The 25823-nt window shown below is 71.0% G+C and carries 23 protein-coding genes; 10 read left to right on the forward strand and 13 right to left on the reverse strand.

Translation table 11 applies throughout. The annotated features are described in order from the left end of the window. Nucleotides 1-20 precede the first annotated feature (20 nt). Entirely contained in the window at nt 21-2150 is a 2130-nt protein-coding gene (locus tag K7C98_RS19680) for a cation:proton antiporter (RefSeq protein WP_224193231.1), read from the reverse strand. A 112-nt stretch (nt 2151-2262) separates the two neighbouring features. Here K7C98_RS19680 and K7C98_RS19685 point away from each other — a divergent pair, with 112 nt between their 5' ends. Then, a complete protein-coding gene (locus K7C98_RS19685; RefSeq protein ID WP_224193232.1) occupies nt 2263-4320 on the forward strand; it encodes a TrkH family potassium uptake protein in 2058 nt (685 codons plus the stop codon). Nucleotides 4321-4494: 174 nt separating this feature from the next. Here the strand turns inward: K7C98_RS19685 and K7C98_RS19690 are convergent, their stop codons facing one another. The 5 genes from K7C98_RS19690 to K7C98_RS19710 all read right to left on the reverse strand — a co-directional run bounded on the left by K7C98_RS19690 (nt 4495) and on the right by K7C98_RS19710 (nt 9953). Then, on the reverse strand, nt 4495-4656 hold the full coding sequence (locus K7C98_RS19690; protein WP_224193233.1) for a hypothetical protein: 162 nt from the start codon (nt 4654-4656) through the stop codon (nt 4495-4497). Between the two features lie 122 nt (nt 4657-4778). Further along, nucleotides 4779-5255, reverse strand: coding sequence for a hypothetical protein (locus tag K7C98_RS19695; RefSeq protein WP_224193234.1), 477 nt, complete (start codon nt 5253-5255; stop codon nt 4779-4781). Further along, complete coding sequence (locus K7C98_RS19700) at nt 5239-6471, reverse strand: DUF1501 domain-containing protein (RefSeq protein ID WP_224193235.1); 1233 nt, start codon at nt 6469-6471, stop codon at nt 5239-5241. The genes K7C98_RS19695 and K7C98_RS19700 overlap by 17 nt, the downstream gene beginning before the upstream one ends. A gap of 57 nt (nt 6472-6528) precedes the next feature. Further along, nucleotides 6529-8247: a hypothetical protein gene (locus K7C98_RS19705; protein ID WP_224193236.1), complete on the reverse strand. Its 1719-nt coding sequence runs from the start codon at nt 8245-8247 to the stop codon at nt 6529-6531. A gap of 170 nt (nt 8248-8417) precedes the next feature. After that, nucleotides 8418-9953, reverse strand: a complete 1536-nt coding sequence (locus tag K7C98_RS19710) for a lipase maturation factor family protein (protein WP_224193237.1) — start codon at nt 9951-9953, stop codon at nt 8418-8420. 257 nt (nt 9954-10210) lie between these two features. Between K7C98_RS19710 and K7C98_RS19715 the strand changes: the two genes are divergently transcribed. Further along, entirely contained in the window at nt 10211-10957 is a 747-nt protein-coding gene (locus K7C98_RS19715) for an SDR family NAD(P)-dependent oxidoreductase (protein WP_224193238.1), read from the forward strand. On the opposite strand, the gene K7C98_RS19720 is transcribed toward K7C98_RS19715, so the two are convergent. Genes K7C98_RS19720 through K7C98_RS19730 form a run of 3 tightly spaced genes read right to left on the reverse strand, consistent with a single transcriptional unit; the run spans nt 10954 to nt 12835 of the window. Further along, entirely contained in the window at nt 10954-11775 is an 822-nt protein-coding gene (locus tag K7C98_RS19720) for a thioesterase family protein (RefSeq protein ID WP_224193239.1), read from the reverse strand. The two genes, K7C98_RS19715 and K7C98_RS19720, sit on opposite strands and share 4 nt — an antisense overlap. 16 nt (nt 11776-11791) lie before the next feature. Beyond that, on the reverse strand, nt 11792-12172 hold the full coding sequence (locus K7C98_RS19725; protein ID WP_224193240.1) for a TerB family tellurite resistance protein: 381 nt from the start codon (nt 12170-12172) through the stop codon (nt 11792-11794). A gap of 51 nt (nt 12173-12223) precedes the next feature. Further along, on the reverse strand, nt 12224-12835 hold the full coding sequence (locus K7C98_RS19730) for a PH domain-containing protein (RefSeq protein ID WP_224193241.1): 612 nt from the start codon (nt 12833-12835) through the stop codon (nt 12224-12226). Between the two features lie 270 nt (nt 12836-13105). Here K7C98_RS19730 and K7C98_RS19735 point away from each other — a divergent pair, with 270 nt between their 5' ends. The 4 genes from K7C98_RS19735 (at nt 13106) to K7C98_RS19750 (ending at nt 18532) form a co-directional block, all read left to right on the forward strand. Then, on the forward strand, nt 13106-14290 hold the full coding sequence (locus K7C98_RS19735; protein WP_224193242.1) for a M20 metallopeptidase family protein: 1185 nt from the start codon (nt 13106-13108) through the stop codon (nt 14288-14290). After that, complete coding sequence (locus K7C98_RS19740; RefSeq protein ID WP_224193243.1) at nt 14287-15102, forward strand: SDR family NAD(P)-dependent oxidoreductase; 816 nt, start codon at nt 14287-14289, stop codon at nt 15100-15102. The genes K7C98_RS19735 and K7C98_RS19740 overlap by 4 nt, the downstream gene beginning before the upstream one ends. Nucleotides 15103-15193: 91 nt before the next feature. Beyond that, complete coding sequence (locus tag K7C98_RS19745) at nt 15194-16543, forward strand: tetratricopeptide repeat protein (protein ID WP_224193244.1); 1350 nt, start codon at nt 15194-15196, stop codon at nt 16541-16543. A 180-nt stretch (nt 16544-16723) separates the two neighbouring features. Then, entirely contained in the window at nt 16724-18532 is a 1809-nt protein-coding gene (locus K7C98_RS19750) for a DUF2330 domain-containing protein (RefSeq protein ID WP_224193245.1), read from the forward strand. A 79-nt stretch (nt 18533-18611) separates the two neighbouring features. On the opposite strand, the gene K7C98_RS19755 is transcribed toward K7C98_RS19750, so the two are convergent. The 4 genes from K7C98_RS19755 to K7C98_RS19770 are packed head-to-tail and all read right to left on the reverse strand — an operon-like array spanning nt 18612 to nt 22218. Then, nucleotides 18612-19439 carry a hypothetical protein gene (locus K7C98_RS19755; RefSeq protein WP_224193246.1) on the reverse strand — a complete coding sequence of 276 codons (828 nt, stop codon included), beginning with the start codon at nt 19437-19439 and terminating at the stop codon, nt 18612-18614. A gap of 4 nt (nt 19440-19443) precedes the next feature. Continuing rightward, the gene (locus tag K7C98_RS19760) at nt 19444-20802 is read right to left on the reverse strand and encodes a hypothetical protein (protein WP_224193247.1); all 1359 of its coding nucleotides are present in this window, start codon (nt 20800-20802) and stop codon (nt 19444-19446) included. 10 nt (nt 20803-20812) lie between these two features. Beyond that, nucleotides 20813-21571, reverse strand: a complete 759-nt coding sequence (locus K7C98_RS19765; RefSeq protein ID WP_224193248.1) for a hypothetical protein — start codon at nt 21569-21571, stop codon at nt 20813-20815. After that, entirely contained in the window at nt 21550-22218 is a 669-nt protein-coding gene (locus tag K7C98_RS19770) for a hypothetical protein (protein WP_224193249.1), read from the reverse strand. The genes K7C98_RS19765 and K7C98_RS19770 overlap by 22 nt, the downstream gene beginning before the upstream one ends. An 82-nt stretch (nt 22219-22300) precedes the next feature. Here K7C98_RS19770 and K7C98_RS19775 point away from each other — a divergent pair, with 82 nt between their 5' ends. The 4 genes from K7C98_RS19775 to K7C98_RS19790 all read left to right on the forward strand — a co-directional run bounded on the left by K7C98_RS19775 (nt 22301) and on the right by K7C98_RS19790 (nt 25811). Further along, nucleotides 22301-23005, forward strand: a complete 705-nt coding sequence (locus K7C98_RS19775) for a MotA/TolQ/ExbB proton channel family protein (protein WP_224193250.1) — start codon at nt 22301-22303, stop codon at nt 23003-23005. Between the two features lie 30 nt (nt 23006-23035). After that, entirely contained in the window at nt 23036-23482 is a 447-nt protein-coding gene (locus tag K7C98_RS19780) for a biopolymer transporter ExbD (RefSeq protein WP_224193251.1), read from the forward strand. 13 nt (nt 23483-23495) lie between these two features. Beyond that, nucleotides 23496-24347 carry a hypothetical protein gene (locus K7C98_RS19785; RefSeq protein WP_224193252.1) on the forward strand — a complete coding sequence of 284 codons (852 nt, stop codon included), beginning with the start codon at nt 23496-23498 and terminating at the stop codon, nt 24345-24347. 189 nt (nt 24348-24536) lie between these two features. Further along, a complete protein-coding gene (locus tag K7C98_RS19790; RefSeq protein ID WP_224193253.1) occupies nt 24537-25811 on the forward strand; it encodes a hypothetical protein in 1275 nt (424 codons plus the stop codon). The last annotated feature ends 12 nt before the right edge of the window (nt 25812-25823 follow it).

Below are 25823 nucleotides of genomic sequence, written 5' to 3' on the forward strand. Positions count from 1 at the left end.
GATAACACGCCGGGCCGCGCTCAACTGGTGTAGCTGAGGAAGGTCGGATCGACGGCGGGGCCGCTCTGGAGGATGGCGGTGGCCTTGTCGACGGCCTCGCGCGAACCCGCGAGGGTGACCACGTCGCCGACGGCGAGCTTGTGGCGGTGGACGGGCTGCGGGACCTCGGTGCCGTCGGCGCGGTGGATGGTGAGGACGGCGACGCTGGTGCGCAGGCGCAGGTTGAGCTGGGCGATGCTCTTGCCCAGGCCGGCGTGACCCTCGACGATCTGCACGGGGGTCATGCCGGGGAGGCCGGGCAGTATCTCCTCGACGGTCGGCAGCGGCTCGATCGGGGTGCCGTGGTGCGACTCGGTGGCCTTGCGGCTCTGACGGCCGAGCATCTCGACCACCAGCTCGGCGCCGGCGCGCACGTGGCCCTGGAGGTTCTTGAGGCTGCGCCACACGTTGACGACCAGCGCGAGGATGATGAGGACGAACACCGCGAAGGTGGAGCCCGGCGGGACGAACGGCTGGGTGATGGCGACCAGCGGCAAACCGACGGCGAGGCCGAGCGCCAGCTGGAAGACGACGATGATGAGGTTGCGCGGGGCGGCGCCGAGGTCGGGCCTGGACGCGCCGTCGGCCGGGCGCTCGGGCAGGACGATCCGCGCGAGGATGTTGGCGAGGTTGACGCTCTGGCGGATGACGCCGACGAGGAAGATCGCGGCGACGAGGAGGGTGGCGATGGTGAAGGCCGGCTCGACCAGCCAGGTCGGCAGGGTGAAGCGGTCGTGCAGCGCCTCGATGACGCGGCGGTGGACCAGCCGCGCGCCGGCGAGGCTGGCGATCAGCAGCGCGACGTCGACGCCGAGCAGGATGATCGTGCGACGGATCCGCTGCCAGGTGGACACCGGCCCGCGGGCGCTCTTGAGCTGCTCGATCCACGCCTCGTAGAAGGTGACGAAGGTCTGGAGGCGCGCCGGGAGGCGGCGATCGACGGCGTCGGCGATCCGCTCGGAGTTGCGGACCATCCACGGGGTGGTGAGCGAGGTGAGCAGCGAGACGGCGACGGCGACCGGGTAGATGAAGCTGCCGGTGGCGCCGCGGGCGATGCCGAGGCCGGCGATGATGAACGAGAACTCGCCGATCTGGGCCAGGCTCATGCCGGAGCGCACCGAGTGCTTGACGCCGTTGCCGGTGAGGAAGGCGCCGAGGGCGACGCCGACGGTCTTGCCGATCAGGACGAGCACGGTCAGTACGACGACCGGGACCCAGTGGGTGACGACGTCGATCGGGTTGATCGAGAGGCCGACGGCGATGAAGAAGATCGCGGCGAAGATGTCGCGCAGCGGCTGCACGAGGTGCTCGACCTTGCTGCCCTGGCCCGACTCGGACACCAGCATGCCGGCGAGGAAGGCCCCGAGCGCGACCGAGTAGCCGGCCTCGGCGGCCAGCGTGGCCATGGTGAAGCACACGGCGATGCCGGCGATCAGCGTGGTCTCGTTGCGGCTGAGGCGGACGACGCCGCGGATGAAGCGCGGGACGACGAGCAGGCCGATGGCCAGGAGCGCGAGCAAGAAGCCGAGCAGCTTGCCGATCTCCAGCGCGAACTCTCCGGTGGTCAGGCCGTTGCCGGACGACACCGCGGTGAGCACCGCGAGCAGGAGGATGGCGATGATGTCCTCGAACACGAGGACGCCGAACACGACCTCGACGAAGCCGCCGCGCAGCTTCTGCTCCTCGAAAGCCTTGGCCACCAGCATGGTCGAGGAGATGCCGACGCAAGCGCCGACGAACAGCGACTCGATCGAGCTGAAGCCGAGCAGGCGCGAGGCGACGAACCCGAGCGAGAGCATGAGGCCGACCTCGACGACGGCGGTGAAGCCGGCGACGGGGCCGATCCGGGCGATCTTGCGCAGGTTGAACTCGAGGCCGATGGTGAACATCAGCAGGATGACGCCGAGCTCGGACAGGCTGTGGGTGAGCTCCGTGCTCTCCTCGCCGCCGAGCGTGATCCCCGGGACGTGCGGGCCGAGGAGGATGCCGGCGAGCAGGTAGCCGAGCACCGGCGGCTGTTTGAGGCGCTGCGAGATCAGGCTCGTGACGGCGGCAGTGCTGAGGACGATGCTCAGATCGCGGATGTGGTCGGCGAAGCCGGCTGCGCTCATCGGTCGGCGAGGATAACCCAGGATTCGGGCGCAAGCGGCGGTCCCGCACCTCGCGCTCGCCGCCGGCCCGCGCGCGGTCGGTCGTGGTATGGTCGCCGGCCGGTCGCCCCCCATGTCGTCGACGCCGGCCCCGCGCCCGACCCGCCGCCTGCAGGCCGCTCGCCTCATCGGCCTCGCGGTCGTCGGCGTGCTCGGCATGATCGTGACCGAGGCGCCGCGCGGGCACTTCGGCGCGGCGAGCCAGGTGACGCTGCTCGGGGCGATCTACGCGGCGGCGCTGGTGCTGCTGGCCCTCGTGTTCTCGCTCGGCGCGCTGCAGGGCCGGCGCTGGGCGGCGCGGGGATCGCTGATCTTACTTTCCGTTAATGTCAGCGCGTTCCTGCCGGCGTTGGTTCACGACTTCCCGGTCGCGGGCAGCGTGATGCTGTGGAGCGTCGTCCAGGTCGCCAACGAGTTCTTCGTCGACGACACACGGGCGCAGCGGGTCCGCCGCCACGAGCAGAAGGCGCCGACGCCCGCGTCGGTGTGGATCCAGCGCTACGGGCCGGCGGCGCGCCACATCCTGGCGGTGTCGCTGATCGCCAACCTGTCGATCGTGGGCTTCGAGATCGCGGCCTCGTGGGTGTCCGACCTGACGTGCCTGCTGCTCGGGCTCGGGGTGGTGGCGCTGACGGGGCCGTTCATGCTGGCGGTGGTGCGCCAGCAGCCGCGGCACCTGGCGTGGCTGGCGCTGGTGCTGCTCGGGGCGCCGTGGAGCGCGACGCTGAGCGCGGGGCTGGTGGCGCTGGCGCTGTACCAGGTGGTGGTGTTCGGGTTCGTGCTCGCCCGCGGGCCGCTGTTCGACGACCTCGTGCAGAGCTTCCTGCACCGCCCGGCGCTGCTGCTGCTGTCGACGTTCGGGTCGATGGCGGTGACCGGCGCGCTGGTGCTGAGCTTCCCGGCGTCGGCCCGCGGCGAGCCGCTGTCGTTCCTCGACGCGCTGTTCACCGCCACCAGCGCGGCGTGCATCACCGGGCTGGCGGTGCTCGACACGGCGAGCACGTTCTCGCCGTTCGGCCAGGCGGTGATCCTGATCCTGATCCAGCTCGGCGGGCTCGGGATCATGGTGCTGTCGACGTTCGCAACCATCCTGCTCGGCGGCCGCCTGGCGCTGCGCAGCGAGCAGGCGCTCGAGGAGATCCTCGACATCCAGAGCCCCGGGGCGGCCTACGAGCTGGCGAGCTTCATCGTCGTGGCGACGCTGGCGCTCGAGGCGCTGGGGGCCGGGATCCTGGCGCTGCGCTTCTCACAGCACGGGATGGAGCCGCTCGACGCGATCTGGTACGGGATGTTCCACGCGGTGGGGGCGTTCTGCCACGCCGGCTTCGCGCTGTGGCCCGACTCGCTGGTCTCGCAGCAGAGCGACCCGGTGGTGCTCGGCGTGATCATGGCGCTGGTGGTGGTCGGCAGCGTCGGGTTCTCGGTGCTGGCGGCGCTGTGGCTGCGCGCGCGCGGCGAACACCGCCGCTTCTCGCTGCAGACGCGGGTGGTGCTGTGGATGACGCTGGCGCTGACCCTGGTCGGGACGCTGCTGTACGCGCTGCTCGAGTGGAACGCGACGCTGGCGGGGATGACGACGCCCGAGAAGTGGATGAACGCGCTGTTCCAGTCGATCACGCTGCGCTCCGGCGGGTTCAACACGGTCGACTTCGCGACCGTGGAGCAGGCGACGATGGCGGTGATGATGGTGTGGATGTTCATCGGCGCGGCCCCCGGCGGGACCGGCGGCGGGATCAAGGTGACGACCCTGGCGGTGCTGGCCGCGGCCCTGCCGGCCCTCCTGTACAACCAGCCGCGCGCGGTGCTGATGCGCCGCGCGATCCCCAACGACATCGTCTACCGCGCCGCCACCATCGTCACCGTCGCCGGCTTCATCACGGTGATCGCGGTGGTGATCATGCTGGCGACCCACAACCTGCCGTTCTCCCACGTGCTGTTCGAGGTGGTCAGCGCGGTCGGGACCGTCGGCCTGTCGCTCGGGATCACCGAAGACCTGCACGCGATCGGCAAGTGGGTGCTGATCGCGCTGATGTTCATCGGCCGCGTCGGCCCGACGTCGCTGGCGCTGGCGCTCGGGGCGCAGAAGACCGGGCGGGTGACGTTCCCCGAGGGCCGCCTGATGGTCGGATGAACATGCCTGCAGGGGCATGTCCTGGAGGGCAGGGCGATGGGAGCATGTCCGGAAGGGCATGCCCCTGGGGGCAGGGCGCTCAGGGCAGCCGACACTGGCCGAGGTGCGCCAGCCCGGGCGGGGGCGGCGCGTCGCCGAAGAACGGCTGGCAGGTCTGCATGGCGCCAGGGCAGGCTACTTGGCGGTGTCGAGCGGTTTCTCCGAGAACATCGCCACGCCGCCGAGCGCACCCGTGAATGCCACGCATTGAAGTCGGTTCGAAATACGCTGCAGAATCTCGGCGCGAAGGGTGTCGTACTCCTTGAACAAGACCTGAATTCGCTCTTGATCGGTCATGACGGCGCTCCGTGGTGGGATAGCCTGGCCGACTATCCGGGGTCTGCCGGCGACCGTCCGGGCGGCGGTAGGTCCTTGCGTACCAACAGGAGAGCGCGGCCGAGTTCGGACCAACCCGGCGCTCACAGGTCGGCGGCCGTGGGGGCGCCGCAGGCGAGCCACTCGCCGAGCTGGGCCCGCTCGTCGGCGGGGGGCGGACCGACGGGGGGCATGGTGGCGTTCTGGTCGGCGGCGCGGGCCCAGATCTGCGCGGCCTGGGCGCGCACCTTGTCGAGGCTCTCGAAGTCGACGCCGAGCGGGGCGCCGGCCCGGCCGCCCTCCTTCAGGGCGACGTGGTGACAGCCGGTGCAGTGGGTCAGCATGAACGGGGCGCCGAAATTCTCGGCGGTGAGGATGCTGTCCTCGGGGCAAGGTCGCTCGGCGAGGCTGGGATAGTCGGCGGTCGCGTCGCCGGTGGTCGGGACGGCCGTTGCGCTCGCGTCGGTGGTGGTCGCGGCGGCGGTGTTCGTGTCGCTGTCTGAAGGGACAGGGTCGCCAGTACAGGACGCAAGGGACAGGCAGAGGAGGGCGAGCAGGCGCGGGTCAGGCCGAGAGGGCATCGAGGGGCGCTCCGGTGGGGATGAACTCGGACGGATCGACGCCGACGTGCTGCAGGAGGCCGGCGGCGAAGTCGGCGTAGGCGATCGGGCGGCCGCCGGGGTCGATCGCGCCGGTGGTGAAGTCGACGGGGGCGGCGTCGAGGGCGTCGGTGGTGGCGCCGACGACCCGACCGCCGGCGACGCCGGCGCCGAGGACGAGGGCGCTGGTGACGGGCCAGTGATCCTTGCCCTGGGCGGCGTTGAGCCGCGGGGTGCGGCCCATCTCGGAGGCGACGACGACGACGGTGTCGTCGAGCAGCTTCGCGGCCGAGAGCGACTGCATGAGGGCGGCGAGGCTCTTGAACAGGGCGTCGTGCTTGGGGCCCTGGGCGTCGTTGCCGGTGTGGGTGTCCCAGTCGCCGCTCTCGAGCTGGACGGAGTGACAGAGGCCGCGGGCGAGGGCGTCGACGGCGAGTTTAATTTGGGTGTCGAAGGTGCGGGTCAGCTCGAGCTCGCCGACCTCGGCGAGCTCGCGCAACATGTCGCCGCGCGGCAGCGAGTCGAGGAAGTCCTGGACGCGCCGGCTGCCGGCCGCGGCCGCGAGCTCGCGCTCGGCCCGGAGCTCGACGTGGGCGCGGATCAGGGCCTCCTCGGCGTCGGTGGGGACGAGCGGGAGCAGGGGGGCGCCCATGGCCGGGAAGGTGACCTTGGGATCGAGGAGGGTGACGATCTGGTTGGCGGAACCTGTCCTCGCGGACAGGGCGCCGTAGGGGCCGCTGAAGGCGGTGCGGCCGAGGATCAGGTAGGGGGCGGGGAGATCGGGGGCGAGGCGGGCGGCGGCGATGGCGGCGACGTCGGGGGCGGTGTCGTCGAGCACGCCGGTGAGGATCCGGCGGGTGCAGTCGGGGTGGGCGACGGAGGCGACCGAGACGCCGCGGACGATCGCGCAGCGGTCGCCCCAGGCGGCGAAGAAATCGCCGACCGACGGGCGCGCGGCGTGGGTCAGGACGTCGAGGCCGTGGAACTGCTGGACGGCGCCGTCGGGGCCGTCGACGCCGCCGACCCCCGGCTTGGGGTCGATGGCGTAAGTGGTGTCCCAGCCGCCCTGGACGAGCACGAGGACGAGCCGGCGGGCCGGGCCGACCTGGGCGGCGGCGCTGCCGTCGACGAGCGCGCCGGCGGCGGCGAGGGCGTAAAAGCTGCTCTTGAGCCAGGTACGTCGGGACAGGGCGTTCATGACATGCTCGTTAGGACAGGGTGGAAGGAACATGTTGGAGTGGACATGTTCACCGGGTCAGTAGAAGGCGATCCGGACGTCCTGCAGGAGGGCGGTGAGGGTGACCTTCCACGCCCGCTTGACGTCGCCGGGGGCCAGGGCGAGCGCGGCCTTGAACAGCTCGAGGGTCTCGCCGACCTCGGGGTGGTCGTCGGCGAGGTCGCGGCCGAACAGGCGCCGGTGCAGGAGGGCGATCTGCGGCCGCAGCTTGGCCTGGCCGGTGTCGACGACGGACACGAGGGTGAACAGGCGCCGCGCGGCCTTGTCGTCGACGGCGAAGTCGTCCTCGACGACGTCGCCCGCGGCCTGGCGCGCGAGGGCCCGCAGGACCAGGCTGGTGGTGGCGCTGTAGGTGTACGAGGCGGCGGTGACGAAGACCGCGTCGAGGCCGCCGGCGAGGACGTGGTAGCCGATCAGGCTGTCGTCCATGAGGTCGAGGACGCCGGCGCCGAACGCGGAGAGGTCGGTGCGCCAGCGAAAGCCGGTGAGGTCCTCGACCAGGCGCGCGAGCTGGTGCGGGCGGGCTCGCTTGCGCCCGAGCTCGCCGTCGGCCCGCGCGAAGTCGTCGGCGAGCACGAGCGCCTTGATCATGGCCTTGTAGTCGTCACTGTCCTGAAGGACAGCTTGCAGCTCGCTCGCGCGTTCGAGCGGGACGGCGCCGAGGTCGGTCTGGTGGAAGTAGGCGTGGGCGCGGCGGGCGGCGCACAGGCTGAAGCGCGGGTCGACGCTGAGGAGGGCGCCGAGGTCGGCCAGCGAGTCGCCGACGCTGCCGAAGTAGTGCGGGTCGCGGCGCGGGACGCCGAGGACGGTGGTGAACCAACCCTCGGCGTAGTGGTCCTGCGGGTAGCCGACGAGCAGCGGGACGAAGCCCGGCTTGTAACCCCAGAAGAAGGCGGCCAGCGGGTCGAGGATCTGATGACAGGCGGCGCAGGTCTGGTTGTCCTGCACGGCGCCGGCGACGGCCTCGGGATCGGCGAGGTTGACGCTGGGGTCGATCTCGAGGTCGCGGTCGTTGAAGTCGACGCAGAGGAATGCGCGCGCGACGGCGTTGGCGCGCCCGCGGTTGGCGTTGGTCCGGGTGGAGCCGTGGCGCTGGAACAGCCACGAATCGGCGAGCACGCCGGCGTTGCGCAGGTCGCTCGGCGGGTCCTGGACCTGCCAGGCGTCGCCGGCAGGATCGAAGGGCAAGCCCCACGCGGCGGCCGAGGCGGCGCTGACGAGGGTGTAGTCGGCGGTGACGATCTCGCTGTAGGGGCGATCGCTGGCGACGACGTGCTCGATGAGCCGCAGCGGGGCCTCCATGATCGCGCGGTTGGCCGCGACGAGGTCCATGCCGGCGAGGCCGTCCTTGGCGAGGAAGCCGGCCGGGGGCGCGGCGAAGTCGGCGAGCACGAGCAATGCGTCGTTGTGGAGGTCGCGCACGGTGGCGCCGAAGTCGGGCGAGTCGAGGTAGACGTCGACGAGCTTCGACATGGCCTTCGGGTCAGCCGCGAGGGCGGCGTAGTCGGCGTCGCTCGGCCGCACGCCGCGGAGGGCCATGGAGATCCGCAGGAGGCGGTCGCGCGGGTCGAGCAGGATCGGCTCGCCGCCGGTGTCGCCGGTGGTGCCGGCGGTGGGGTCGTCGCCGGTGGTGCCGGCAGTCGTGGCCTCGGTCGCGGGGCCGTCGCTGTCGCTGCCCGCCGGGAGGTCGCCGCAGGCGAGGAGTAAGAGGAGTGGGAGCGCGGGTGCCCGGGTCACGAAGATCCTCCGCCGCGCACGATTCAAGCGCCGTTCCAGGCCCGGCGCGAGGTCGGCGCTTGCACGCGGCGCGGACCGGGGCGAGGAAGGCGAGCGGGCCAGGCGTCATTCACAGGCGTGGCAGGACGCGACGTGGCGTTGTGCGACAGCGCGCGCGGCGAGGCGGACGATCATTCGCCGTCGAGCAGGCCGCGGAGGTCGGGATCGTCGCGCGCGACCGGGCGGATCAGCTGGTCGAGGCGCTCCCGCCGCCACCACGCAGGGTCGCCGAGCGGGGCGAACCAGTAGCGGTAGATTTCGACGCGGACGAAGGTGGGGGCGCCGCCGCGGAACTGCGGCGGATCGGCGAACAGGCTCAGGACGGTCGGCTCTGCGGCGAGCAGGCGATCGAGGAGGTTGAAGAGCCATGTCTCTCGGGCCAGGGTGCCGTGGGCGGCGACGTCGAGCGCGGCGAACCACATCAGCCAGTCGAGGCGGCGGTGGTAGGGGGAGATCCAGCACGGCCGGCGGTCGACGGGACCTGGCTTGCAGGGCAGGTCGTAGGGGCGCCAGGTGGCGGAGGCGTCGGGCGCGGCGGCGTCGGTGCCCTCGATCTGCAGCTCGAGGCGGATGGTGCTGATGCTGCCGAAGGCGCCGTAGGTGTTGACGAGGTGTAGGCGATCGAAGGAGGCGTTCATCTGCTGGCGCCGTCCGGCCAGGTTGGCGACGACGTCGATGCTGAGCCACAGCACGACGAGGGCGTAGCAGGCGGCGGTGACGGTGGCCGCCCGGGTGGCAGGCGCGGTGCCGTCGCCGGCGCGCGCGCTCAGGCGCGCGGGCAGGAGGCGGCGCAGGAAGGCGTCGTCGAGGCAGGCGAGCAGCGGGACGAGGGTGAGCCAGTTGAGGAAGGAGAGGTTGCCGCTGACGATGAGGGTCAGCTGAAACGCGATCATGCCGAGGGCGGCGGCGAGCCGCAGGCGCCGCGGGCCGAACACGAACCATGGGAGGACGAGCTCGGCGATGTGGTTGAAGACGACGCCGGCGCGCAGGACGACGGGCGGGAGGTGGTGAAAGTAGAAGCTGACGGGGTTGGGGATCGGCTGGGTCTCGAAGTGACTCTCGAGACAGGTGAGCTCCGTCCAGCACGGGTCGCCGCGCAGCTTGATGAGGCCGGCGCCGAGCATGATGCGGAAGGCGAGCCAGCGCAGCAGGACGACGGCGACGTACGCGGGCGGGCGCTCGGCGGCCAACGGACGCAGGCGGGCGAGCGGGCCGAGGAGGGCGCACAGGACCGCGGTCTCGAGCAGCTGGATCTCCCAGCCGAAGGCGTACCAGCGGCCGCCGACCTGGACGATCGAGAGGTAGAGGGACCAGAGGACGAGGAGGAGGAAACCGTTCTCGCAGCCGATCAGGAGCAAGCACGAGAGGACGACGCCGATGAGGCTGACGGTCCACAGCGCCGCGTCGGTGGCGCTCCACCAGAAGAGCGTGGGGCGGGCGAAGAAGTCGTCGATCGGGACGAGCGGGGTGATGCCGTGGGCGCCGACGAGCGGGACGAGCTGCGTGACCGCGGTGGCGAAGGCCGCGACGCACACGAGGCCGAAGACGCGGAGGACGACGAAGCGCGTGAGGACGTAGTTGCCCTCGGGGCGGTCGCCGGCGACGAGGCGATAAAGCCGCGACACGCCGCGCTGGGTCGGGGTGCGCAGGTCGGGCTCGGGCTCCATCGCGGAGGCAGGTTAGCGCGGGTGAGGCTGGCGCGAGCAGGCGGCGAGGGCTGCGTCGTCGCGGGCGCGGAGCGGCTGCGCCGGGCCGCTCGCTCGCCGTCGGGCGAGCGCGGGGACCGCGAAGCAAAGGGCCGGCGAGCGAGCGTCGAGGACATGTCTCAAGGGACATGTGATGAGGCGCTCGGGCGGTTCCGCGCGTGCAGACCGATGGCCAAGCGCGGGCGCTTGGGCGTAGTGTGAGGCCAGCGAGGGGACGTATGAGACTGAAGGACAAGATCGCGGTCATCACGGGCGGCAACAGCGGGATCGGGCTCGCTATCGCCAGGGCGTTCGTGCGCGAGGGGGGGAAGGTGGCGATCGCGGGGCGCAGCGCGTCGTCGCTGCACGCGGCGCAGCAGGAGCTGGGGCCCGACACGCTGGCGGTCGAGGGCGACGTGACGCGCGTGGCCGACATCGAGCGGCTGTACGCGGCGGTGAAGGAGAAGTTCGGGCGCGTCGACGTGGTGGTCGCCAACGCCGGGCGCAGCGTGATGGGCCCGGTCGACGCGATCGACGAGACGTCGTTCGACATGCTGCTGGACACCAACATCAAGGGGGTGTTCTTCACGGTGCAGAAGGCGCTGCCGCTGATGTCGGCGGGCGGGTCGGTGGTGTTGATCGCGTCGGGGCTGCATCAGAAGGCGACGCCCTATATGTCCGTGTACGGCGCGACCAAGGCGGCGGTGCGGCACTTCGCCCGCACGTTCGCGGCCGAGCTGGCGCCGCGGAAGATCCGCGTCAACTGCCTCAGCCCCGGCCTCACCGAGACGCCGATCCTCGTCAACATGGGGCTCGACGAGGCGACGGCGAACCACGTCAAGAATTCCACACACGCCGCGACGCCGCTCGGCCGCAGCGGGACCCCGGACGAGATCGCCAGCGCGGCGGTGTTCCTCGCGTCCGACGAGTCGTCGTTCATGACCGCGGCCGACGTCGTGGCCGACGGCGGCTACTCGCTGGTCTAGCTGTCCTTCGAGACAGGCTGGCGCGGATCGAGGACCTGGGCCTCGAGGGCGCGGCCGATCGGGCCCCGGCGGTCGCCGAGGGCGGCGTCGACGAGGCCGCGGCCGTCCGGCTGCGAGAGGTGGCGGGTGCGCAGCCGGACGTACTCGCCCTCGAGCTCGCGGTGGAGGTAGACGGTCAGGTCGGCGTTGACGAAGGTCCAGCGGGCGATGTCGAGGGCGAAGCCGACGCCGTTGATGGCGTCGGCGGCGACGGCGACGCGCTGGGCGGGGCTCGGCGCCTCACCAGCGACCAGCCGGCCGCGCAGGCGGAGCCACCCGTCCCCGGAGCCAGGTTCGAAAGGACCTGTCCCGAGGCGCAGCTCCATGGCGCTGTGGTAGCCGACCGGATCGGGGAAGAAGTCGAACACGTGCTCGCGCAGGCGGGTGGGGTCGACGGGCTCGTCGGCGAGCAGGAGCTCCGGCGGGACGGGGACGGCGGCGCGGCGGATGAAGAGGGCGCTGGCGCGGGCGCACGCGCGGCCGTCGACGGCGAGGGTGCACTCGAGGCCCATGGCGCGCCGGCCGGGGCGCGTCAGCGCGACGTCGAGGTGGCAGCGGTCGATGGGGATCGCGCGCAGGAAGTCGGCGGTGACCCGCGACAGCTGAAAGTCGCCGAGCTCGGCGGCCCGGCGCTCCATGGCGCGGACCATGAGCGCGGTGGGCGGGCCGCCGTGCTGGGTCCGCATGTCCCAGGGGCCGCGCGTCCACGGGGTGGCGATGAAGCGGACGGCACTGTCCGGATCGCCGTCGGGGAGGTAGAGCGCGTCGTCGGGCCGCATGCACGGCGACGGTAGCTCAACCGAGGCCGAGGATCCGCGTGAGGTGGCCGATGAACTGCTCCTCGGTCGCGGTGATCTTGCCGTCGGCGCGGGCGAGCTCGATGAGGTTGACCAGCACGGCGCTGCGCTGCTTCTCGCTCATCTGCTCCTTCATCAGGTGGGCGTAGGTCTCGGCCTGCGCGAGCCGCTCCTCGTCGCCGTCGATGCCGTTGACCCACGCGGCGGTGTCGACGATGACGCGAGAGATCGCGTCGTTCGTGGCCTCGGGCAGCCACCCGTGCAGCACGCGGGCGATGGTGTCGATCTCCTCGTCGCTGAGCTCGCCGTCGGTGACGTGGCTGAAGGTCAAGTACACGAAGGCGAGGATGTGCAGGGCGGACGGGTTCTGCGGCTTCATCGCGCCGAGAATACCCGGAGTCGCGGCGCGAAGATGCGCGCGAGGCGAGGCTCAGTGATGATGATGCCCGAGGACGTCGCCCTCGTGGGCGCCGGGCGCGAGCTCCATCGGCCGGTTGCTGCTGCGCGCGAACTGGACGGCCTCGCGCAGGCGCTCGAACAGCTGGCGGTGGTTCGGCAGGCCGTAGAGCAGGAGGTTCGGGTGGGTCTGGTCGGTGCCGATGAGGGTGATCTTGGCGTTGTCGAAGATGCGGTCGAGCAGGTTCTGCTCGTAGCGGACGTCGAGGACGCGCCACAGCTCGAGCGAGTCGAGCCGACGGGTGACGACGCCCTTCTGGAACTCGACGCGCCGGCGCGAGATCTTGTAGCGCGTGGTGATGTGCTGCAGGTACGACCACAGCAGCATCGGCGTGCCGATCAGCGCCAGCAGCCACAGCGGCTTGCCGTGCAGGGCCTCGATCTGCAGCAGGCCGAAGGCGATGCCGCCGCCGAGGATGCAGACGCCCACCCACCAGAAGTAGGTGCCGATGTTGGCGCTGTGCTTGGCGATGCCCTCGAAGAAGAGCTCGTCGGTGGCCTGCGTCGGCGAGGAGCCGACCGGCGGCTGGGCTTGCGGAGGCCCGACCGGACCGGGCGCGGCGGGGTTTGCCTGCGGCTCTTGCATGGGCCAAGGTTGGCACGACGACCGGGGCCGGCGCAATCGCCCGCCCCAGGTCCGGCACTCGGCTGGTCTTCGGGGCAGGTTCGAGGTCGAGCATGGCGGCGAATCGGCGCCCGTCCGCCAGCGTGACGGCGGTCGGGCGGGGGCGACGCCGTGCTCCCGCGAGGCGTCGCCGACGTGCCGGGCGACCTGCCCGACCAGGCGGTGCACAAAGCCGTGACGCGCGGGCCTAGGGAGGTCGCGCCGGCGCGGATCATGGTCTAGCTTGCTGCCATGTCCTGGACCGACCCCCGCGCCGAGATCGCGGCGCTCAGCGAGCGCCTGCGAGAGATCCGCCACGACATCCACCGCCACCCGGAGCTCGGCTTCGAGGAGGTGCGCACGCAAGCGCTGGTGCGCGCGTGGCTCGAGGAGCGCGGGTATCAGCCGCGCAATTGCGCAGAGACGGGGCTGGTCGCCGACCTGCACCCGAATCACCCGGGGCCGACGATCGCGTTGCGGGCCGACCTCGACTGCCTGCCGATGCACGAGAGCACCGACCTGCCGCACCGCTCGGTGCACCAGGGCAAGGCGCACAAGTGCGGCCACGACGGTCACACGGCGATCCTGCTCGGGGTGGCCGACATCCTCGCGCGCCACCGCGAGTCCGTGCGCGGCAACATCCGCCTGCTCTTTCAGCCAGCCGAGGAAGGGGTGCGCGGCGGCGGGGCGAAGGTGATGATCGAGGAGGGCGCGCTCGCAGGGGTGCGCGAGATCTACGGACTGCACAATTGGCCGGCCTACCCGAAAGGCGAGCTGCGCGTGCAGCCGGGGCCGATGCTGGCGCAGGTGCACATGCTGGACATCACGATCCGCGGCAAGGGCGGTCACGGCAGCCAGCCGCAGCTGTGCCGCGATCCGATCGTGGCGGGTGCCCATTTGATCGGCGCGCTGCAGACGGTGGTGTCGCGGGGGCTCGGGTACGCCGGCGGCGGGGTGGTGTCGATCACGCAATTCTCGGCGGGCACGACGCACAACGTGATCCCCGACGTCGCGCGCATGAAGGGCACGATCCGCACGTTCGCGCCGAGCACGACCGAGCGGGTGCTCGAGCGCGTGCGCGAGGTGGTCAGCGGGGTGGCGGCGACCTTCGCGGTCGACATCGACCTGCAGATCGAGATCGGCTACCCGGTGCTGATGAACGACGCGCGCTGCGTGGAGGCGGTGGTCCGCGTCGGCGCCGCCGTGCTCGGGGCGGAACGGGTGTCGAACGCGGAGCTGCCGCTCGCGGGCGGGGAAGACTTCGCCTACTTCGCGCAGGCCGTGCCGGCGGCGTACTTCTTCCTCGGGGCCCGCCGCGGCGACGAAGACACGCCGGTGTGCCACCACCCGGACTTCGATTTCGACGACGACCTGATCCCGACGGGCGTGGCGATGTTCCTCGGCATCGTCCGCGATCGCCTCGGCGCACCGGCATGACGGGGCGATCGATCGCCGTCGTGACGGGGGCGTCGTCGGGGCTCGGCGAGGTGTTCGCGCGGGCGATCGCCGCGCACCCGGCGTTCGCCGACCTGGCGCAGATCTGGCTGATCGCCCGCCGCGAGCGGCGCCTGGACGCGATCGCGCGCGAGCTGCCGCGCGAGCTCGGGGTGCCGATCGCGGCCGACCTGGCCACGCCGGCCGGGGTCGAGGCCGTGCTCGCGCGAGTGCGAGAACAACGGCCCGTCGTGCGCATGTTCGTGGCCAGCGCCGGGGTGGGTCACCTCGGTCCGTTCGCCGACCAGGACGCCGAGTCGCTGGCGCGCATGCTCGACCTGAACATTCGCGCACTTTCCTTGCTGACACACGGGCTCTTGCCATCGATGTCGCGCGGGTCCCGGATCGTGCTGGTGGCGTCGGCGGCAGGGTACGTGCCTTCGCCCTATTTCGCGGCCTATGCCGCCAGCAAGAGCTTCGTGATCTCCCTGGCCCACGCGCTGCGCGAGGAGCTGCGGTCGCGCGGGATCGAGGTGTGCGCGGTGTGTCCCGGACCGGTGGCGACCGAGTTCTTCGCGGTGGCCGGCATGCGCGGGCCGATCTCCGCCGCCGCGACGCCGGAGCAGGTGGTGGCCCTAGCGTTGCGCGACGCGCTGGCAGGACGGGCCGTATCGCACGACGGCGCGGCCTCGGCTCTGGTGGCGCTGGTCGCCCGCGCGTTGCCGCGGCGGACGCTCGCCTGGCTCGCAGGCCGCCGCAACGTGCGACGTTCTGCTCCAAGGTCTGGCACCAGCGGCGAACCGGATGGCGCATAAATCCGGGGTCGGGCGAGAAAGCGAGCGGGCGATATCCCCAGGATTGCCAAGCGCGAGGGCCCGTGCAAAAACCATAACCCCTGGCTTTCCCATGTCTTCGCTTCCCCAACTCGACGCGATCGCGACCCTGCTGAACCAGGGGGCCGCGGATTCGGCGGTCCGTTTGTTGCGTAGCTGTTGGGAGCCCGACCTCCCGCCCGATGACCTCGTGCGGATGTACTGCATGTGGGTCCGCGGGTTGTGTGAGACGGGAGAACTCGATCACGCGCTGACGCTGGCGCGCAGAGCCGCCAACGAGTTCCCCCGCGAGGTCGACGTCCTGATCGCGCTGGGCAACGTGCAGGACCTGGTCGGCGACCTCGAGCGCGCGCGCGAGGCGTTCGAGGCGGCGATCGATCAGGACCCGGGCGGCGGGCTGCAGCACTACAACCTCGGCGCGGTGCTCGAGCGGCTCGGACGCGAGATGGACGCCGAGGTCTGTTACCGCCGCGCCAACGAGTGCGACCCGCACGGCGGCATGTTCGAGGCGATCGCGGCGCTGGGGGCGTTGCTGCGGCGCCAGGGCCGGCTCGAAGAGGCCGAGCAGATCTACGAGCTCTACCTCAGCGACGACTCGATCAACGTCGAGATCCTGGTCGAGCACGGCATCTGTCTCTCGGACCTCGACCGCCTCGACGAGGCGATCGATCGCTTCGACTTCGCGCTGAGCCTCGACCCCGAGAACGCGGGGGCGCAGTACAACAAGGCGATCACGCTGTATCGCATCGGTCGCTACGAGCAGGCCCTCGCGGCGCTCGAGCGGGCGCGCCAGCTCGACAAGGGCAACGCGCTGACGCTGGCGGTGCTCGGCGGCTGGCGCTTGTCGGCGGCCGACTGCGACCTCGACGAGGCGCTCGGGCTCCTGTACGGCGCGCTCGAACTGCTCGAGCGGCGCTACGCGCAGGACCCGGGTCAGCTCGGCTACTGCAGCCTGGTCGCCGAGGAGATCTTCGAGGCGTTGTGGCAGAACGGCCGCCAGGGCGAGGCGCGCGAGGTGGCCCGGCTGGCCGGTCAGCGCGAGTGGATCACGCCGCACATCCTCGACTGTCTCAACGAGGCCGACCACGGGCGCTCGCCGCAGGTCAGCATGTACACGGTGGTGGCCCGCGCCGAGGCCGGCGAGCGGCCCGAGCACTGGCCCGAGAACACCGACGGCTACACGACGGGGCTGACGGTGCTGGCCACCGACGAGAACGAGGCGCGCGAGTTCTGCCTGCAGTACTTGCGGTCGATCGAGCCGTCGCCCGACATCCGCTTCACGCTCGACGTCGTGCCGCCGCAGTCGCCGAGCGACCCGAGCCCGACGCTCGAGATGATGGCGGAGCTGCGTGGGGCGATGCAGCCGCGGCCGCGCGGGGTCGCCCGAGTACACGGTCAGCGGTCTTACATCTTCCGCACCTGAGCACCGCTCGCGCGTCGCCGAGGCGACGGTCGCGGTGGTGCAATGGAACGCGTTTCAAGGGTCTGCACACGTCCTCGCGCCGTGGCCTTCAGGCCTCGATCCGCGGCTCCTGGCGTCGTGCTCGAGCTTGTGCGACGCTGTCGAGGTCGACTGCTTAACTTGCGAGATCGGAGATTGGCGATGCGAACCTGGACGATGATGGGACGAGCCCTGTGTGCAGCTCTCGGCGCGGCGTCTGTCGCGGCGATTCCGCGGACGGCCGAGGCGTGCGGCGGCACGGCGTGCGACGGCGGGATCCCCAACTCGATGCCCGTCAACCAGGACGGCGAGAACGTGCTCTTCGTCCTCAATCAGAACGAGGTCGAGGTCCACATCCAGATCAGCATCGACCCCGACACCAACGCGCAGAAGTTCGCGTGGCTGATCCCGATCCAGGAGGTCCCCGAGTTCGAGGTCGGCTCGCAGCCGCTGTTCGACGCGCTGCTGCAGTCGTCGGTGCCGGTGTACCAGCTCAACCAGAGCTTCGAGCAGTGCGGCGAGAACGGCATCTCGGGCGGGCTCACCACCAACGCGACGGGGACCGGTCAGGACGACAGCGCGGGCGGCACCGGCACCGACGGCGGCGAACCGGCACCCGAGGATCCGGTGCTGCTCAAGACGGTCGCGGGCGCGTTCGAGATCGTGGTGCTCGAGGGCGCCAACATCGATCCGATCAAGACGTGGCTGCTCGACAACGACTTTCAGTGGATCGAGGGCTCGGACGAGGTGCTGCAGCAGTACCTGGACGAGGGCCAGAAGATCGTCGCGCTCAAGCTGGCGTCGGGGGCCGACGAGGGCGACGTGCACCCGATCGTGCTGCGCTACCCGTCGAACGAGAACTGCTTCCCGCTCCGCCTCACGCGCTTCGCGTCGGTCGAGAACATGGACATCCGCGTGTTCCTGCTCGGCAACGCCCGCGCGGCGCCGAGCAACTACCGCCACGTGCTGGTCAACCCGCTCAAGATCGATTGGCTGAACCTGGCGGCCAACTACAAGGAGGTCATCACCAAGGCGGTCGACGAGCTGCAGGCCGACGGCCTCGCGTTCGTGACCGAGTACGCCGGCCCGTCGGCGGTGCTGCAGCAGTTCTCGTTCAACGTGTTCAACCCGTCGTGGAACGAGGCGGTGTTCGTCGGGCTCGAGCCGCAGTCGGTGATCGACACGCTCAACAACCAGGGCCTGACGAGCTGCTGGGAGCCGGGGTTCTGCTTCTACAACCACCCCCTGATCGAGGGCATCCTGGCCGACTTCCTGCCGCCGCCCGACGGCGTCGCGCCGGAGGAGTTCTACGGCAACCTGGCCGCGTACGCCGACCAGATCGATCTGATGCTGTGGGGCGACGGCAGCGGCTTCGCCACGGCGCTGAACGACCGCATCATCGCGCCCGGCGTGCACGCGCAGGAGCTGATCGACAGCTACGAGTACCTGACGCGCATGTACACCGTCATCTCGCCCAACGAGATGATCGCGGACCCGATCTTCCACATCAACCCGGACCTGGGAGACGTCGACAGCTTCCGCCCGGCCACCGAGTACAACCTGTGCGACGGCAACAGCGTGGTCACGCTGCCCGACGCCCGCGAGATCTTCGTGCCCAACGGCGCGCCGTGGCCCGACTTCATCGGCGAGATGTGGTGGGCCGAGGAGATCCAGCAGGTGGCCCTCAAGGGCAAGCCGATGCACCTGGTCAACAACACGGCCGCGATCAACAAGAAGATCGAGGAGTGGAACCTGGCGCACGGCTGGCCGCGCTTCCCCGACGACGCGCCGACGACCAGCGCGAGCGACAGCGACACCGACACCGACAGCGAGGGCGTCGACTCGGCCACGAGCGGGGGGCAGGAGGACGCCAGCGGCTGCGGCTGCCGCAGCGACGATCAGCCCGGCGCGGCCGGCCTGCTGGCCCTGGCCGGCCTCGGGCTGCTGGCCGGCCGCCGGCGCCGGCGCTGACGGTCGTCCCCAGGGACATGTCCTCGCGGGCATGTTCCCCGGGACATGGCCCTGGCGGCATGTCCTCGCAGCCAGCTGCTCAGCCGACCGGCGCGTTGGCGATCCGGTGGACCAGCCAGAAGAGGTTGGGGCCGTGGCGCTCGGGCAGCTCGCGACGGACGGCCCGCAGGCCGTCGCACAGGGTCTCGAGGCCGCGGTCGAGCACGCCGGCGCGGCGGGCTTCGAGGCGCTGGCCGACGCCGATCGGCTGCCAGCTGGTGCCCCACGGGATGGTCCAGGTCAGCACGCGGTCGCCCGCCCGCAGCACCTGCGGCATGTTGGCGTCGGTCAGCGTGACCGGCTCGTCACGCAGGACGTCCTTGCCGCGCACGCGCTGCTTGCCGACGTGCACGTCTTCGACGGCGACCAGCAGCAGCCGGGCCTGCAGGCAGGCGTCGAGGGCGGCGCGCTGGCGGCCCTCGAGCGGCAGGCCGGCGCTGGCGAACATGTCGACCAGGCGGATGCCCTTGGGGTCGCGGTAGCCGTAGAGGCAGAAGGTCTGGGCCGCGGCGCGCAGGTCGGCGTTGTTCTTCTCGGCCGGCGTGCTGCCGCCGAAGAAGCCGTTCATCACCTGGGCGACGAACGGACCGAAGCGACGGGTGGCGAAGCTCGCCAGCATGTTCTCGACCTGCTGGAAGTCGGCGCGCTCGTAGCGGCCGAACTTCGGGGTGATCGGCCGCTCGGACGTCAGCGGGGCCGCGGGCGCAGGGGTGCGCGCGCGGGCGGCCGCCTGGGCCTGGGCGATCTCCTGCTCGCTGGTCAAGAACGGGCCGGTGCCGCGCCGCTTGCGGCGCGAGTCGGTGCGCGAAGCGGGCGCGGCGGGCGGATCCGCGGGCGGCGGGGCGGGTTGTTCGGGCGTGTCGGTCATCGGTCTAGGGGGCGCAGGCGCCCTGGTCGGAGAGCCGCGGCAGTTTGAGGGCGAGGCTGGCGTTGGGCGCCGCCGGAGCGGGATCGTCGGGGTTGCCGAAGCAGGGCGTGTCCGAGCCGGCGGCGAACGCCTCGACGCGCAGGTACAGCTCCTCGTGGCCCATCGGCGCGTCGTCCCACACGAGCGGCTGGACGTCGCGGAGCTGGCCGAGAGCCTCGCAGGCGATCGTGGTGACGCCATCGAGCGGGATCGGCGGGTTGGCGCCGTCGCGCAGCGTCGCCGTGGGCACGACCTGCAGATCGGCGTCGAGGACGGTGATCCGCGCGCGGTCGAGCACGAGGTTGCCCTGGCCCGGCGTACATGTCGTGAGGGCCAGCTCACCCGGAGCCGCGATGTAGGCCAGCGTGAACGAGAAGCCGGCCTCGATCGGGGCGAGGAAGCTGGCGATCGTGAAGTCGGCGACGATGTCGAGGCTGCGGAAGCCCTCCGGCACCAGGTTGAAGCTGGCGACCGCGGGGTCGAGCGTGGGCACGGCGACCGGCTCGCCGTCGTAGCCGATGCCGGTGACGGTGAGCTGGTAGTCGCCGGGGTCGAGCGACTCGGTGAAGGTCTGCGCGGTGGTGGTGCAGGAGAAGCGGCGCTTTAGCGCCGTCGGGCCGGCGATGGCGAGCTCGATCTCGGCGATCCCCAGGCCCGCACAGTAGGCGCGCGGGTTGCCGCTCATCAGCTGCGGGCGCACGACGAGCTGCGCGCCGGCCGAGTCGCCGACCTCGACGCCGCGGCGGTCGCCGTCACACGACGGATCGGCGAGGTCGGTGAAGCCGTCGCGGTCGTTGTCGACGCCGTCGCTGCACTCCGGCGCGCCGACGATGACGAAGCCGGGGACCGGCTTGCCCTCGCCGGTCTCGCGCACGACGACCTCCTGCGCGTCGGCGGCGATCACCTCGCTGCACTTCGGCACGAAGGCCTCGCCGCCGGTGTCGGTGTCGGCCTCGACGACGGGCTCGTCGGCGCAGAACGGGACATCGCGGCGGCCGAGCGCGGTGAGCGTGACGCTGTAGTTGCCGGGCCCGACCTGCGGCCCGGGCATGAGGGCGTCGGGGTCGGCGAAGGCGCGCGGGAAGCAAGGGAACTCGCGCTCGTCGACGATCGTGTCGGCGCCGTCGCGGGTGGTGAGGCGGACGCGACCGATGCCGAGCTCGGTGCACTGATCGACCGAGACGAGCGGCTCGGCGTCCTTGCTGGCGACCTCTTCGTCGGTGTACGGGTGCAGACGCCAGCGGACCTGAAAGCTCGGATCCTCCGCACAGCCGGCCGCGGCGACGGACGCGAGCGCGAGAGGGGCGAGACGAGCGCGGAGCATCAGGGCCGGTCTATCCGTCACAGGCGGGGTTTTCAAGGTCCAGCGTGAGCTTGACGGGTGAGTCTTCGACAGTCACGGGGCGCGAGCAGGTTCGGCCGTCGATCACGAGATCGAGGCGATAGCGGCCCGGATCGACGTCGGCGACGCGGTGAGCGCCTTCGAGGCCGGCGCAGGCCTGGGTCTGGCCGCCGAGGCGCAGGCCGCGGTCGCTGGCGAGGGCGTCGCGGTACACCGCCGGCGGCTCGTCGCCGTCGCCGAGGAACAGGTCGGCGGCGGGGTCGGCGTAGCGGAGCGCCGCCACGAGTTCGCCGCAGGCGCCGGTCAATTCGAGGTCGAGCGGCTGGGTCGGGCGCGCGAGCTCCAGATCGACGGCGGTGACGACGTGCTTCTCGAGCTCGGCGATGGCGACGGCGAAGGCGCGGGGCTCGTCGCCGGCGGCCCGGCCGCTGGCCGTCAGGGCGTAATTGCCGGCCCGGAGGTCGAGGAAGATCTCCGGGGCCTCGATCGCGCGGTCGACCGGGGACATGTTGCCGGCCTCACACCCGTAGGCGAACACCCGGTCGCGCGCGGCGTCGGCGGTGTCGACCACCCGCACGGCCACGCGCGACAGGCCGGCGCCCTCGCACGTGCGCGCGCGCCGGAGCTCGGGGCCGTCGACCTGGTTGGCCTCGCGGGCGGTCCAGGTCAGCTCGACGCCGGTGGCGCCACCGACGGGCAGGACGCAGGCCGGCCCCAAGAGCCAGGTCCCTACGAACAGGCGTCGCAGCATCCCACGAGATCCATGACGGTGCGCCCCTGCTCGGGCGCGGGCTGCACGCAGGCGTCGAGGCCGGTCAGCACGAACTGATAGACCTGCAGGTCGGTGAGCAGGCCCGGCTCGACCTTGCGGGTGCGCGGGCCGGGGGCCAGGGCGCAGGCCGGGCCGAGCTCGCAGACGCACTGGTCGTCGTCGAACCGGGCGACGACGCCGACCTCGAAGTCGTAGGGCTCCTCCTCGCGGGCGGCGACGATCGAGAACCCGCGGGCGGCCGCGCAACCGTACTGCAAGGTGTCGATCCGGCAGCTCTCGTCTTCGCTGCAGGCCTGCGGGCAATCCGGCTCGCAGAGGCGCAGCTGCGCGTGCAGCGAGTAGGGCCGGCGGGGCCCGTCGGGGGTGGTGCGGCCGATGAAGCCGCAGAGATCGTCGAATCGGTCGGCGTCGGCGTTGCACTCGTCGATCTTCTTCAGCTCACCGGCGGGGAAGACGGAGCGGCCCGCGGCGTCGACGACGATCCAATTGAGCTCGACCTCTCCCTGGTCGCGGACGCAGGCGAGGGCGGCGGCCAGCGCGAAGGTCGCTCCTGCCGCCGACCTCGGGCGCCGCCGCAGGCGCGAGGCGGGCGCGGGCGCGAGCGCGGGGGCGGTGGGGCGAGGCACGGCCGGGAGGATAGCAAAACCGGCGCCTTCGGGGGTGGCTCGCGGTTTGACGGGGCCGGGCGGGGGCGTGTAGCCTGCCGGCGTGTTGCTTCCCGCGCCCAGCTTGCTCGCCGAGATCGACATCGTCCACCTGCTGTTCGGCGCCAAGGGCCTCGTGCTCGTGGTCGCCGTCCTGCTGGTCACTTCGATCTTCACCACGATCTTCGTGATTCTCTACAAGCTGATCCACATCAGCCAGGCGCAGTCGCAGTCGATCACGTTCCTCGACCGCTTCTGGGAGTCGAAGCGCCTCGACGACATCTATCGCGTGGCCGAGCAGCTCAAGTACAGCCCGCTGGCGGCGATGTTCCGCGCCGGCTACATCGAGCTGTCGAAGGTCAAGAAGGGCCAGACCGAGTCGACCGGCTCGATGCACGAGAAGATGGACGGGCTCGAGAACATCGAGCGCGCGCTCACCCGCGCCAAGGTCAGCGAGACCACCAAGCTCGAGAACCTGATGCCGCTGCTGGCCACCATCGGCTCGGCGGCGCCGTTCGTCGGGCTGCTGGGCACGGTGTGGGGCATCATGGAGGCGTTCTCCGCCATCGCCGCGTCCGGTTCGGCCGACCTGGCGACGGTCTCGGGCCCCATCGCCGAGGCGCTGGTGGCGACCGCGACGTCGCTGATGAGCGCCATCCCGGCCGTCATGGCCTACAACTACTTCAACCGCCGCATCAAGGTGCTCGGCGCCGAGATGACCACGTTCGGCAGCGACTACACCAACATCGTCAAGCGCCACTTCTTCTAGTCAGTCGCCTGCTACGATCCCGGGGCACGCATGAGCGACAAGGTCACAGCAGACGCGATTCAGGGCGAGGGCCCGGTCTCGGCCATCAACGTCACGCCGCTGGTCGACGTGATGTTGTGCCTGCTCATCATCTTCATGGTGTCGACGCCGATGATGGCGCCGAAGCAGCCGCAGAAGATCGCGGTGCCGAAGGCCAAGGCGCAGGCGATCGCGCAGGAGCAATTCCTGCTGGCGACCGTGTCGGTCGACGCCAAGGGCGACGTCTTCATGGGCACGGTCGCGCTGTCGCGCGACGCCGCGACCATGGCGAACGAGCTCAGCAGCAACGCGCGCCTCAAGCAGGACGGGGTCGCCTTCATCCAGGGCGACTCGAACATCGAGTTCAGCCGGATCGTCGACGTGCTCGTCGCGTTGCGAACGGCCGGGGTCTCCAAGGTCGGCTTCCTGACCGACCCGAAGGTCCCGCCGCGCACCTGAGAGGGAAACGAGCATGTCCGAGATCAAGGTCCGCTCCGTGCCGATGCTGCTCTCGCCCTTCGTCGAGCTGGGCCGGCAGTTCGGCGACATCCTGCGCAACCCGACGGCGTTCTTCGGCAGCCTGCTCGGCTCGGCGCTGCTCACCGGCGGCGTGGCGGCGCTGGTGATGTTCGGCCCGACCTTCGAGGTCTCGGCCGAGGAGGACGACGAGCTCGAGATGGAGTTCATGCCCGGCGAGCTGGTCCGCCTCGGGCCCAAGCTCGACCCGACGCAGATCCCCGAGAAGATCATCGTCGAGAAGACGGTCGCGGCCGAGGCCGCCGCCGAGACGACGGTGACCACCGACGAGAAGGCGAAGCCGACCCAGGAGCCGAAGAAGAACGAGCCGAAGAAGACCGACGCGAAGTCGACCGAGAAGCCCGACCCGAACAAGAAGGGCGCCAAGGAGTCCGACAAGAACCAGGACTCGAACACGCCGCACAACGACCTGCCGACGGTCAAGGAGCTGCCCGGCGACCCGTTCGGCGACGCGGGCGGCTGGTCCGACACGTTCAAGGCCGGCGACCCGTGGGCCACCGAGGTCATGAAGGTGCTGAACGGCATGAAGGTCGGCACCTTCGGCGCCGAGGGCAAGGACGCCGAATTCAAGTTCCGCCTCGAGGTCTGCCCCGACGGCAAGCTGTCGGCCCAGCAGAAGAAGGGCACCGGCGATCCCACGCTCGACTCGCGGATCAAGAACACGATCGAGGGCCTCAAGGTCAGCGTGCCGGCCGGCGTCTCCGACCTGCTCAAGGGCAAGTGCAAGAAGATCCAGTACGAGTTCACGTGGCGCGGCAAGGGAGCCGGCGCGGGCTCGGTCAAGTAGTCGTCGCGTCGGTGACAAATTGTCCACTGCGGGGCTCGCCGCCCGTCGCTCGGCCGCTTGCGGCCGACGGCCGGTGGGGCCGGCCCCCAGCGCGGCCACGGGCTCCTGCGCCACAATTCGCGCTCCGGGGGGGTTCCCCCGGCCTTGACGGGCATGTATGGTTAGGCCGCTCAGAAGGTGCCATCGCCCATGAAGCGGACCCTGCTCGGAACTTCCTTCCTCGCCACCCTCCTGCTCGCCGCCTCGTTTTACGCGGGCAAACAGCCGGCCCTCGCCAACGCGGCTCCGGCCGCGGGCTCGGAGGTCGACCTCGGCGGCGGGTTCACGCTGCTGCGCCTCGCCGTGCCGGCCGACGGCCGCATCGGTGACATCCTGCGCAAGAACGCGTTGATCTCGAGCGGCTTCGAGGTCATCGACCGGCGCAGCATCCCGGCGGCGCTGATCAAGGCCAACGACTTCGACCAGAAGGGCTGGCAGGACATCGGCGCCCAGGCGGTGATCCTCGCCGACGAGGTCGGCGGTCAGTTCAAGTTCCGCCTGTTCGACCTCGGCGCCGGCGGCAAGCCGGTGCTGTCGCGCGGCTACGCGGCCAACGACCCGCTGAAGGCCGCCAACCGGTTCATGAACGACGTGATCGAGCACTACACCAAGATCCCGGGTGTGTTCGGCTCGCGCATCGCGTTCGTCCGCACCAACCGCACGCCCACGGTCACCAAGAACGTGTTCACGATCGAGATGAACGGCGAGTCGCCGGCCTCGATCACCAACAACCGCTCGCTCAACATCTCGCCGTCGATCGGGCCGGGCGGGCAGGTGCTCTTCACCTCCTACGCCAAGCGCAACCCCGACCTGTGGATGAGCTCGGGCGGCTCGCTGAGCCGGATCAGCACCCAGCGCGGCCTCAACCTCGGCGGCGTGATGAGCCCCGACGGCTCGAGCATCGCGCTGACGCTGTCGAAGGACGGCAACTCCGAGATCTACCTGATCGACAACGGCGGCACGATCAAGGCCCGCCTCACCAACAACGCCGCGATCGACGGCTCGCCGACGTGGAGCCCGGGCGCCAACCAGCTGGCGTTCGTGTCGAGCCGCTCGGGCGGCCCGCAGGTGTTCCGCATGGGCTCCAACGGCGCCGGCGCGGCTCGCCTGACCAAGCAGGGCAGCTACAACCAGACGCCCGACTGGAACCCCGGCCAGGGCGCGCGCGGCAACCTCGTCGCCTACGCCGGGCGCGACAACTCCAACCGCTACGACATCTTCGCCATCGACGTCGGCAGCGGCAAGCTGACCCGCCTGACCCAGAACCCGGGCCGCAACCTCGACCCGACCTGGTCGCCCGACGGCCGCATGATCGCGTTCCAGTCGACCGTCGGCGGCATCGTCGTCGCCAACGAGAAGGGCAACAACCAGCAGGTCATCGCCAAGGCCGGCACCACGCCCGACTGGGGCCCGCGCAGCGAGTAGGTCCTTCGGGAC

This window comes from Nannocystis pusilla, assembly GCF_020073745.1.
Classification (GTDB): Bacteria; Myxococcota_A; Polyangia; order Nannocystales; family Nannocystaceae; genus Nannocystis; species Nannocystis radixulma.